This window comes from Mitsuaria sp. CC2 (assembly GCF_048957715.1).
Taxonomy (GTDB): domain Bacteria; phylum Pseudomonadota; class Gammaproteobacteria; order Burkholderiales; family Burkholderiaceae_C; genus Roseateles.
Genome location: NZ_JARVXN010000011.1, coordinates 296,627 through 308,873, shown reverse-complemented (window position 1 = coordinate 308,873; position 12,247 = coordinate 296,627). Strand labels below are relative to the sequence as shown.

4 protein-coding genes are annotated in these 12,247 nt (G+C 67.9%); 1 reads left to right on the top strand and 3 read right to left on the bottom strand.

What is annotated here, in order from left to right:
- The first annotated feature begins 147 nt into the window (after positions 1-147).
- Positions 148-1,782 carry a glycoside hydrolase family 64 protein gene (locus PV762_RS07255; protein WP_421034357.1) on the top strand — a complete coding sequence of 545 codons (1,635 nt, stop codon included), beginning with the start codon at positions 148-150 and terminating at the stop codon, positions 1,780-1,782.
- Between the two features lie 55 nt (positions 1,783-1,837).
- On the opposite strand, the gene PV762_RS07250 is transcribed toward PV762_RS07255, so the two are convergent.
- The 3 genes from PV762_RS07250 to PV762_RS07240 form a co-directional block, all read right to left on the bottom strand.
- Entirely contained in the window at positions 1,838-3,889 is a 2,052-nt protein-coding gene (locus tag PV762_RS07250) for an alpha/beta fold hydrolase (protein ID WP_421034356.1), read from the bottom strand.
- A gap of 161 nt (positions 3,890-4,050) precedes the next feature.
- A complete protein-coding gene (locus tag PV762_RS07245; RefSeq protein WP_421034355.1) occupies positions 4,051-5,202 on the bottom strand; it encodes a hypothetical protein in 1,152 nt (383 codons plus the stop codon).
- Between the two features lie 25 nt (positions 5,203-5,227).
- Positions 5,228-11,587, bottom strand: a complete 6,360-nt coding sequence (locus PV762_RS07240) for a calcium-binding protein (protein WP_421034354.1) — start codon at positions 11,585-11,587, stop codon at positions 5,228-5,230.
- Positions 11,588-12,247 lie beyond the last annotated feature (660 nt).

Here is a 12,247-nt window from a genome sequence, read left to right as displayed (position 1 = left end):
GGTGAAAGCGCTTTCAGAATTCACGGCTTTTGCCTAGGATGGTTGGCGCAGGAGAGAAGTCGCGGACCCGGACGGACGTCGCAGAGCGTTGCCCGGACTGCGTCGATCGGTGCCTCCAGCACACCATCGAAACCTCTTGGAGATTGCATGAATCGCCTCCTCTCCTGGCTGGGCGCGTGCCTGGCTTTCCTTGCGCTGAGTGTCAGCGTGCCCACCACCCAGGCGCAGACCAATGCGAGCTTCTCGCACGGCGTCGCGCTCAATGGCAGCCAGGCCACGCTCTGGTTCAAGTCCAACGTCGCGACGACCTGGGTCGACGCGCATTACCAGCTCAACGGCGGCCCGCAGCAGAACCTGCGCATGCCCTTCAACGGCGGCGCGGCGCGTTACGAGCTGGCGCTGGCCGGCGCGGCCGTCGGCACGCGCGTGGACTACTGGTTCACCTACAACAACGGCAACCCGGCCTATGACAGCGCGCGCTTCTCCGCGACCGTCACGGCCGGCGGCGGCACGACCGATCCGGGCACGCCGCAGAACCCCGGCAATCCGGGCAACCCGGCCGACTGGAACGCCAGGACCACCTTCAAGATCGAGAACGCGACCAACGGCCGCTGGCCCGACTCGCAGGTGTACTGGGCCATCATCGGCAAGAGCTGGCAGACCGGCGAGTTCGTGCACGTCGACGCTGGCGGCAACGTGGTGCCGATGCGCCTGTCCGACAACACGGTGACCAAGAACGGCCGCAAGTACGCCAACTACTTCTTCCCGCTGTCGCAGACCAAGCAGATCACGATCCCGCCGGTCAACTCCGCGCGCGTGCTGATGTCGGTGGGCAGCCCGATGTTCATCGAGGTCAACACCGACGGCGCGGGCAACATCGCCTACGCTGGCGCCAACATCGAGAACGCGAGCGATCCCAACCTGGACGTCATCTTCGACTTCGGTGAATTCGCGCTGATCCCCAAGGGCCAGCCGGACCAGGGCATCTTCATCAACACCACGCGCGTGGACCATTTCGGCTTCCCGCTGAAGCTGCGCGTGCAGGGTCTGGGCGGCTACGACAAGACGGTGGGCGAGCCGCTGACCGAATCGCGCGATGCGCTGTTCACCAAGTTCCAGCAGGAAGTGCCGGCCGAGTTCCGCAGCCTGGCCGATCCCAACTTCCCGAACGTGCCTTACCGCACCCGCATCCTGGCGCCGGCGCATTTCACCTTCCGCCCGGGCGACGTCAACGGCGCCTACCTGGACGGCTACATCGGCGACATGTGGAACCGTTTCAAGACGCAGGACCTGGTCTTCACGCTGGACAACCTGGGCACCTTCCGCGGTCGCGTGGACGGCAGCACCAACCGCTTCGTCTTCACCGGCGGGCGTTCCAACGGCACGTACTACATCAACGGCAAGCCCAACACGGCCGAGGTGTTCCTGGGTGCGGGCAAGCTGGACGATCCACGCAAGCCCGACGGCAGCTTCCAGGTCGACACGCCGGCTGATGCGGCGAAGTCGATCCAGCTGCAGATTCAGGCGCAGGTGTGCGCGGCGCTGAACCGCCACGTGCTGGCGACGCCGGCGGACTGGTACCGCCCGGCGGCGTTCTACCCGGCCGGCACGCGCGGCAACTGGTTCGCCAAGTTCTGGCATGACCACTCGATCAAGGGCACGGAAGGTGCTGCCAACGGCTACGGCCTGGCGTATGGCTTCGCCTACGACGACGTCGGCGGCTTCAGCCCGTCGCTGCACACGAACGCGCCGACCACGGTGACGTACACGATCGGCTGGTAAGCCGCTTCAGGACTCATCGATGCGAAGGCCCCGCCTCCCGGCGGGGCCTTTTGCGTTACTGGAGATGCTTCGCCAGGAAGCGCTCCATCCGCCCATAGAAATCGACCTCCGTCGACAGCTTGCGCCAGCCGTGACCTTCGCCCTCGTAGGTGACGTATTCGAGGTCCTTGTGCCCTGCCTTGTCGAGCGCGCGGCGGAAGTCCGACGCGTGGTCGATGGGCACACGGCGATCGTCGTAGCCGTGGGCGAGCAGGACCGGCGCCTTCAGGTCGGCGGCGCGGCGCAGCGGCGAGGTGCGACGCAGCATCTCGGCGTCCTTCACCCGATCGCCGACCAGCGCCGGCAGGCCGTATCGACGTCCCGCCTCGCTCTCGTCGCTCCAGTCCAGGCTGAACAGGTAGTCGAGGTCGGTGACGCCGGCCCAGCTCACGCCGCAGCGGTACTGGCCCGGGTCCTTGATCAGGCCCATCAGCGTCGCGTAGCCGCCGTAGCTCGCGCCGGCGATGCAGACGCGCTTCGCATCGACCCAGCCCTGCTTCACCGCCCACGCGAGCGCATCGCTGAGATCGTCGATCATGCCCTCGCCCCACTGCTTCATGCCGGCGCGGAACAGCTGGTTGCCGTAGCCATAGCTGCCGCGGAATTCGGGCTCGATGACGACGTAGCCGCGCGAGGCCAGGAACTGCGGCTCGGCTTCCCAGCCCCAGGTGGTGCCGCGCACGAACGGACCGCCGTGCACCAGCACCACCGCGGGACGCGGGCCGTCGGCCTTGCCGCTCGGCATAGTGACCGTCACCGGAATCTCCAGTCCGTCGCGCGCCACGATGCGGCTCTGCTCGACGTGCGCCATGTCGGCGGCGCGGATCCACGGGCGCGACGCGCCGATCGAACTCAGCTTCTTCGCGGCATGGTCGTAGAAGAAGTACTCCTCCGGCTGCGTGTCCGACATCGAGGTCACCAGCACGCGCCCCGTCTTGAGGCAGCGCCGGCATTGCAGCGTGTTGATGCGTCCGGGCAGCGCGCCGTCGACGTTGGCCTGCATCTGCTTGAGCGTCGCATCGAACCAGTGCGTGTTGGGCGCGTCGCTGACGAAGTGCAAGCCCAGCAGGCGCCGGCTTTCCGGGTCGAAGACCGCTTCGCCGTCGAAGTCGAAGCCCGTCAGCGAGACGAGCGGCTCGGCTTCCCTCTTCAGGGTCTTCGGATCGATGCGGTACAGCGCGTCCGTGCCGGCGGGCGTCCTGCCGACGACCAGACGCAGGTCGCGGCCATCCGAGGCGAGCGGCATGACGGTCGGCGAGGTGACGTAGTTGCCCTCCTGCGCCAGCGTCCAGGCGCCGTCGGACGTCTTGAAGTAGAGGGCCTCACGATTCTCCACGTATGTCCTCAGGGCCCAAGGTTCGCCGACGGGGTCGAGGTCCCAAAGGATGGCGTTATCCGGCGACTTGGTGTCCAGCATGCGGCGCTGCTGCGTCTCGACGTTGAGGCGCGCCAGCTGCACCGACGTCAGGTCGCCGCGCGCGTCGTACCGGCCATAGCCGACGATGACCTCCCCGCTGTCGTCGTCCGGCACGCCTTGGAACTGCCATTCGTAGGGCAGCGCGCGCGAGATGACACGCGTCTCGCCGGTCTGACCCTGGGCGTAGCGCGTCATGATCAGCTGGCGACGTTCGGATCCGTCGCGCTTGACGGTCCACAGGCCAGCGGCGTTGTAATCGCTGCGCTTGCCCGCCTGGTCCTTGCCGGAGGTGTAGACGAGGCGGCCGTTGCCGACCCAGTCGAAACGCGCGATGTCGGAGTCGTTGAAGCTGGCGACCTGCGTGGCGCGGCCGCCCTGGTCCAGCTCGATCACCGCGAGCGCGCTGCGATCGTGCTGCGCGCTGCTGACGACCATCGCGATGGCGCGACCGTCCGGCGAGATCTTCGGACGCCGCATCATCGGATCGCGGAAGAAATCGGCGATCGAGGGCGGAGCGCCCTTGGCTGCAGCGGTGGCGGGTTGCGCCGTCTGCGCATGCGCGGCCCCGCTCATCAGACCCAGCGCGCCGATCGCCACACACACGGACGCATGCGCCCAGACGGCAAGACGTCGCCGACGAGATTGATTCATTCCTCTCTCCCTGACACCAAGAATCGCTTTTTGAATGCGCGCATTTTTGTTGAGATCGATCCGCGCGGGTACCGGGTCGATCCATGAGAAAAATGGGCTCACGGACGTGATAGTCCGTGAGCCCTTCGGGGATCGCAGCGGGTTCCGCGCGGATCAACTCGCTAGCGGATCCATCGCTCGATCCGCTCCGTCAGCCGATCGCCCAGACTCATCGCGCGAAGCTGCTCGCCGAGCAGCGCCGCGCGCTCGATGGCACCGGGAGAGGACAGCCAGTCCAGGGCGCCTCCCAGGTCGCCGGTCGGCAGGACCAGCCGTCCGAGGTCATGCCGGGCGACCGTGGCCGCGATGGTCCACTTCTCGATGTCGGGCGGCATCATGAGCTGCGGCTTGCCGGCCAGGATGACCTGACTGACCAGCGTGCTGGACCCGTAGTTCAGCACGGCGTCGCAGTCCCGCAGCGCGGACGCGATGTCGACCGGCGTCCGGGTCAACCGGACATGCTCGCCCAGGGCCACCGTATCGCCCGTCCAATCTGGGCAGACGCAGAACAGCTCCCAGTTCCTGCCCGACGACGCTGCGGCGAACGCGGCGACCGCGGCCTGCCCGCGCAGATACGCAAACGCCCTTTTCATGCCCGGGCGTCCCGTCCACGTCGCCTCGTCGGCGCAGGGCAGTTGCCCCAGCGGACCGACGTAGGCCGACGGCGACCGAGGACCGTGAGGATCGGCCTGCGGCACGCAATCGAGCAGACGATCGGGCGCGTCGAACAGCACCGCCAGCGATAGCGCGCGACCGAAGATTCGTCCGACGCGCTCCAGGCTCCGGGAGAGCGCCGCCACGGTGACGGCGTTCTTTCTGACGAAGTACTCGCCGTTGAAGCGCGTGGCGAAGATCGGCAGATCGGCCGGCGGACTGTCGAAGCCGTTGGTGACCTGCAGCACCGGCAGTCCTGCCGCCCACGCGGCCAGTTGCGCGACCGGCGCGTAGTCCGCGACCACGCCCGCGATGCGTTCGCGCTGCCACAGCGCGTGCCACGCGCGGATGCTGGCCAGGAGGTACGCGTCGTCGAGGAAGCCCTGCGAGACCAGCAGGTCGGCGGTGGACAGCACGGCGCCGAGCGGTCGCGTGAGCACCGGCGGCGCCTGGACATGCGGACGCGGATCGCCCGCGAGTGCCGCGAGCCCGCGACGATGCGGCGCCAGCGCCCAGACGGGCGCGGCGCCGGCACGTTCCAGCTCGTCGCACAGTCGACGCAGCCGCACAAGGTGCCCCTGGTTTCCTCCCTGCTCCCAAGCCAGGGCGATCCTTTTCATCGGGAGGACTCCACCGGGCACATGCTCAGAGCGAGCTCTCGACCAGCACGGGGTGCACGTACAGCCGCTGCTGATCGGTCTGCGTCGACAGGAGCGACGATGCCGAGAAGGACGCCATCGCCTCGATCAAGGCATTCACCTGCTCGTTGCTGATCTCGGCGCCGTCGGCGAAGCGGAAGGTCTCGATCTGGCTGGACGTGAACATGAACCAGTCGCCGATGGTGAGCCGATCACTGCCCCCCTGCAGCGTCACCGCGAGATCGTCGCCGTCGCGGGCGAACTGCACCTGCTCCGGGGTGACGTCGGACGACAGCAGCACCACGTCGTCGTCGCCGCCCAGGTCATGGACGTCATCGCTGCCGCTCCCGGAACCCCAGCGGTAGGCGTCGGAAGACTCCGACATGTCCCACAGGATGTCGTCGCCCTCACCGCCGTCGTACACGTCGCTGCCCCAACCGCCGAACAGCTCGTCATCGCCTTCGCCGCCCAGCAGCGTGTCGTTCCCGTTTCCTCCGTTCAGATAGTCCCATCCGTCGCGGCCGTCGAGGAGGTTGTCTTCCTGGTTGCCGTACAGCTCGTTGTCGCCCGCGTTGCCCACGCCGACCTTCGCGCTGCCCTCCAGCTCGAGCACCTCCACCTCGTCCGCCAGCACCATGTCGACGGACGCACGCACCTCGTCGTAGCCGCCCCCGGCCGCCTCGACGACCACATCGCCGATGTCGTCGATCAGGAACAGATCGTCACCGGAGCCGCCGATCAAGGTGTCCGCGCCGGCCCCGCCGATCAGCGTGTCATCCCCGCCGCGGCCGTTCAGCAGGTCGTCGCCGCTGGTGCCTTGCAGGCGATCGTTGCCCGGCGTCCCGGTCGGCACCGTCGGCACCGTCGGCACCGTGGGGGACTGGGCGATCGTGGCGAGGAACTCCTGCACCTTCAGGACCGTGCCGTCCGCGAAGCGGAAGCGCTCGACGCCCATGGCGGACGCCTCGCGATCCAGGAGGTAGCCGAACCCGGCGCTGCGGTACGCCTGCTCCAGCCACGGGGACACCTCCCGCGCGATCAGGCCTCGCTTCACGAACTCGTCGTAGTCGATCTGCAGGAAGAGCCGTCCCTCGACCAGGATGTTGAGTTGCGCCTGGCCGCTGTCCTCGTCGGTCTCTCCCCAGAAGTAGGACAGGTCGGACCGCCGGACGCTGTCGTCGAATTCGACGGTGTCCATGTTGGTCAGGGGCGCGTCGCCGTAGCCCGGCATGGCGAAGTTGATCGGGTCGTAGCTCGCGGTGTCCACGATGCGGTCCACATCGTTGCCGGCGTTGGACACCAGATACGTGTCGGCCCCCGCCTGCCCGTTCATCCAGTCGTTGCCGGCGCCGCCGACGATCACGTCGTCGCCCTCGGTGCCGGTCGCACTGTCGTTCCCCGACCCCAGGTCGATCCACGCCCCCGCGCCGCGCCTGAAGTCGTTGGACCGGCTCATGGGCTGCGTGGCAGCCCCGCTCTGTCCATAGTCGTCGTACTCCGAGACATAGCTGTTGAACGGGCTGATGACCACGCTGTTGAGGGTCACGAGGTCGTCGCCGGCGCCGGTCTCGATCGTGCCGCGGAAGATCGCGGGAGTCCCCGGGTCGGTCCCCTCGCCTGCCAGGATGACGTCGTCCGTCTCCGTCCCCCTGACGTGCAGGACGTTGGCATCGTCGATCCGGACGGGTTCGGTCGTCGTGGTCGTGACCGTTTGATAACCGACGATCCGATAGGTCGGCGGCACCGGCGTCAGGAACAGGTAGCCGCTTAGGCGGGTCCCATAACCGGCGCCGGCGCTGCCGGCACCGCTGCCGACGTCCGGCACGTACACCGGCGTCGCCCCGTCCGGCACCCTGCCGTCGAACTTCGCCACGATGTCATACACCGACATGAAGGTCCCGGTGGCGGTGTGCCTCGGCGCCACCTCCTGGTACACCGGCTGAGAGTCCGACCGCGTCACCGTTTGGTAGGTCTGCGTCGAGGAGATGGAGGAGCCCAGGCTCAGCTCGACGCCCGCCTGGACGTCCACGGTCGCCTCGCCGATGTGCCGAGGCGCGGGGCTCACGCCGTTCATGCCGGAGGTCTGACCCAGCGTCATCAGATCGCCGTGCAGTTGCCGGATGAAGCGGGCCTTGCGCGCGGCCAGCGGCGAGCCGTCCGGGTCGGTCGGTTCGCCTCCGGACAGCAGCGTCGACAGCGTCACCGGGTCCGCGCCCGGCGCATGCACCGTCCACTGCCCGGCGTCGGATCCCTCGCGCAGCAGGCCGCGGAGAGTGACGCTCGAATCGGTGCCGTAACGGATCAGGACGTCGCTGCCCATCGCGGCGACCTGCACCGCTCCCGAGAAGCGCAGGCTGCCGATCTCGCCGGCCGTGGTCACGATCAGGTCGTTGCCGTCCTCGGCGCCGAACACGTACTCGTTCTGCCCGATGCCGCCGTTCAGGAGGTCGTCGCCGAGTCCGCCTTCGATCCGGTCGTCGCCGCCCAGGCCCTTGATCACGTCGCGAGCCGCCGTGCCGACCAGGTGGTCGTCGGCCTGCGTGCCGGTCATGTTGCCGAGATCGTCCGGCGTCGGCGCCAGCACCGAGGCGACCAGCTCGCTCATCGGGATGACCGTGCCGTCGGCGAGCCGGACCTCCCGGATCGTGCCCTCTGCGCCCGGTTCGAGCACGACGCGGTCGCCGTTGCCGTAGGTGATGGACAGATGCACGCCGCCCATCGTCGAGCCGACGCGCAGGTTCTCCACCTGCAGATCGGTCCGCGTGATCCCGGCGCCGAACTCGATGACGTCCTGCGCCGCACCGGACACGCCGGTCGCGACGATCCAGTCCACGCCGTCGCCCGTCGCGAAGCGGTAGATGTCGGCGGCGCCGTCGTCCGCGAAGTTGTTCAGATTGCCGTTCAGGACGTCGGAACCGGACCCGCCGCTGAGGATGTCGGCGCCGGCGCCGCCGGTGAGGGCGTCGCTGCCGCTGGCGCCGCGCAGCACGTCGCTGCCCACGCCCCCGTCCAGCCAGTCGTCGCCGTCGGCGCCCTCGATCAGGTCGTTCGACTGCGCGCCGACGAGCGACTGGTCGCCGGTGACCGCGGTGCTGCGGACCACCCGTCCGGTCTGCTCGTCGACATGGCCCGCACCGATCCGTCCGTCGGCCGTGCCGGCGAGGTCGGCCAGCGTGCGCTCGATGCCGTCGCCGAAGTCGATCACCGTGTGTTCGACGTCCTGCGCCGATCCCAGCGAGACGCGCGTGGAGGCGTCGAGCCAGAGCTGCACCGAGCCGTTCTCCACGAACACTTCGGCGGGCGGCGCATCGACGGCGCGACCGGCGAACCGGATGGTCGTCTTGCCCGCCGTGTCGTTGATGATCGCGTTGTCGAAGATGGCCTGGAGGTCCGCTCCGGCGGCGATCTCGTAGACGTCGTCGCCTTCGCCGCCGTCGACCAGGTCGTTGCCGTCGACGTACAACGTGTCGTTGCCTGCGCCGCCGTAGAGCACGTCACGGCCCGAGCCGCCCTGCAGGAGGTCGTCGCCGTTGCCGCCCGACAGCAGGTCGTCGCCTTCGCCGCCCAGCAGCGTGTCCGCGCCGCCGTTGCCGACCAGGATGTCGTCGCCCACGCCGCCGTCGAGCAGGTCGTCGCCGTAGGCGAAGCCGTCCGCATCGGCGCTGCCGGCGTCGCCGATCAGGAAGTCGTTGCCGCCTCCGCCCGACAGCAGGTCGTCCCCGCCGTTGCCCACGAGCGTGTCGGAGCCGCTGCCGCCTTCCATCATGTCGTTGCCGTGCGCGCCCGATTCGACCTCGTCGCTGTCGCCGAACATCAGGTCGTTGCCGTCGCCGCCGCGCAGATCGTCGATGCCGCCGTCGCCGATCAGCGTGTCGTTGCCGGCGCCGCCGTCCAGCCAGTCCATGCCGTGGTCGGCGGCGGCCACGTCGCCGGGACTGCCGTCGCCGCGCAGCACGTCCTCGCCGCTGCCGCCGATCAGGGTGTCGCTGCCGGCGCCGCCGATCAGGGTGTCGTTGCCGGAGCCGCCGTCGAGCGTGTCGTCGCCGCCGCCGGCGTTCAGGACGTCGAAGCCTTCGCCGCCGTCGAGATGGTCGTCGCCCTGGAAGGCCGCCGGAACGTCGTCCTCGTCGCCGTCGCCGATGAGGGTGTCGTCGCCGCTGCCGCCCAGGAGCGTATCGCCCAGACCTCCGCCGATCAGGAGGTCGTTGCCGTCCTCTCCGTCGAGGTAGTCGGCGCCATGAGCGTTGATGGAAAGGCCCTCGCCCGCCCAGTCGCCGAGCAGCGTGTCGTGGCCGAGGCCGCCGTACACCGTGTCGTCGTTGCCGCCGCCGACCAGCAGATCGTTGCCGGCTTCGCCGTCCAGGTAGTCGGTGCCCTGGTAGGACAGGCCCACGCGCTCCTCCACGTCGTCGCCGTACACGCTGTCGTCGCCCTCGCCGCCGTACAGCAGGTCGCTGCCGCCTTCACCGACGATGGAGTCGTCCCCCTCGCCGCCGTCGATGGAGTCGTCGCCGTGCAGCGTCACGGGCAGGTAGCCGAGCCGACCGGGATCCACGGCGCCGGCGTCGCCGAAGAGGACGTCGTCCCCCGCTCCGCCCTGGATGTCGTCGTTGCGTCCGCCGCCGATGACGGTGTCCTTGCCCTCGCCGCCTTCGATGTAGTCGTCGCCGTGGATGTCCCCCGGCACGCGGGACAGCTTGTCGTCGTCGCCGTAGATGGAGTCGTCGCCGGTACCGCCGTAGAGCTCGTCGCCGCCGCCCTGCCCGAAGATCAGGTCGTTGCCGGCGCCGCCGTCGATGATGTCCGAGCCCTGGGTGTCGGCCAGCGTGGAGATCACGCCGTTGACGATCGTGTCCTGCGACACGTTCTCGCCGTCCCCCCACAACTGGTCGCGTCCGTCGCCGCCGTCGATGTAGTCGTTGCCGCCCATGCCCCAGATGCGGTCGGATCCGTCGCCGCCGAAGGCGACGTCCCCGTTCACCCCGGCGGCGATGAAGTCGTCGCCGGCGCCGCCGTCGATGTAGTTGCCCTCGTCTTCGGCATCGAATTCGCGCGCGATGCCCGATAGCCAGCCTTCCGAGAAACCGTATTCGTCGTACCCGTTCCAGGCGTGGAACCAGGTCGTGCCGCGAGAGATGACGTTGCCCTCGAAAAGGACCATGTCGGGATCCTCGTAGTCGACCCGGGGGGAGCCATAGACGCTCCCGTTCGTGGAGCCGTACAGGAGGTCGTTCCCCTCGCCGCCTATCATCGTGTCCGCCCCGCGGCCCCCGAAGATCACGTCGCCGCCGTCGCCGCCGTCGATGTAGTCGTCCCCGCCGAGAGCGATGATCGCGTCCGCGCCGCCGAAGCCGTAGATCTGTTCCGCGACCTCCTTGCCGGTCAGGATGTCCGCGGCGCCGGGATCGGGCGCACCGCTGTCGTCGGGCGTGTAATTCGTTCCGCCGTCCTTGAGGACGTAGCGCCCGTCCTGCAGCATCTTCTTGAAGTCGCCCAGGATGATGGTCTCGTCGCGCGGCGCCTGCTGCTCGTCGAGCGTGATGCCGAGATCGCCGTCGGCCCAGTCGCGGATGCGGATGCTGCTCAGCGAGCCCTTCTTGTTGAGGATCAGGTCGCCATTGACCTTGGTGTAGCTCCAGCCGGAGGCCTCGTCGAAGTAGGCGTTCTCGCCGCGCTTCTTGCCGCCGGTCAGCGTGGTGCCCTCGAAGACGACGGAGCCCTGGCCGTCGCTGTCGACGATCCAGTCGCTGCCGTAGCTGCCGTTGAACGAATAGGTGTCGTCGCCTTCGCCGCCGTAGAGGTAGTCCGCGCCCGTGCCTCCGTCCAGATCGTCGTCTCCGTCCTGGCCGTACAGCACATCGGTGCCGGCGCCGCCGACCAGGATGTCGTCGCCATCGCCGGCCACGATTTCATCCGATCCGCCGCCGCCGCCGATCACATCGTTGCCGGAACTGCCGACGAGCAGGTCGTCCTTCTCGCTTCCTGCCATCGTTCCGGCGGAGGTGGAGATCACCAGGCGATTGGCGCCGCTGAATGCAAACGACTGGGCATCCACGCCGCTGAGCAGGTCGCCCACGTAGTCACGCAGTTCGTTGGTCAAGGAGGACAGGCCGATGGGGAAGTCGTAGGTCACGACACCGTCTTCGACCGTCACGCGTTGGCGCGGGTAGGCGTTCTGCTCTTTCGCAGCGACCATGATCGCGCGCAGCAGCAGATCGCGGCCCACGAGGGTCTCGCCGGAGAACGGTGCGTCAAACAGCTTCTGGACGTCCGCGACCATGTCCGGATTCACCGGAAGTTGACTCGCGCCGAACAACAGTGCCGTCAGCGCGACCTTCTGCTCCTTGGTTGCGTCGAGCCCGGACATCCAAGTGCCGTCGAGTTGCCCGAATTTGGCCAGCTGATCCAGGATCGAATTGAGGGCACGATTCTGTGCGTCACCCGAGATTTCGAAGATTCCTGTCAGGAAGGGTCTCAGATACGGCTCGAACGCCTCTTCAAATGCCTTGCCGGCAACGAAGCCGACCCCGACTGCGCCGATGATCGCCCCTAGTGCTGCGGCTGCCGTGGCGGACACCGTCACGCCAAAGATTCCTGCCAGACCGGCTGCTGCCAGCGTGCCCATGAGGGCACCTGCGGAGGCTCCAGCCATGCCCGAGACAAATCCCATGAAGGCCCCGAAGAGCTTCTTCGATCCCTCGTCGACTCCCTCGTAGTAGTACGCCATACCGACTTGCAGAGCTGACAGAGCAAGTCCGCCAACTTTGAACAACTGGGACGCTCGTCCCGCCAGTTTTTGCATTGATCCAGTCGAGGTGGCCTCCTCGACAGCCACCACCATGCTCTTGGCTAGTTCCTTTGCCTGACTTGCCAAGCCAGAAAAGAATCTCTTGAGTGAACGTTCTTCGGCTGAAATGGCCTCGACAGGAATGGAAGAGATCTGTGTCTGGATTCGACCAAACGCACCATCAAAATAATCAGCAAGTTTCTGAAGCTTGGCGGCATCGGCGACATCGAGCGTCCCCTT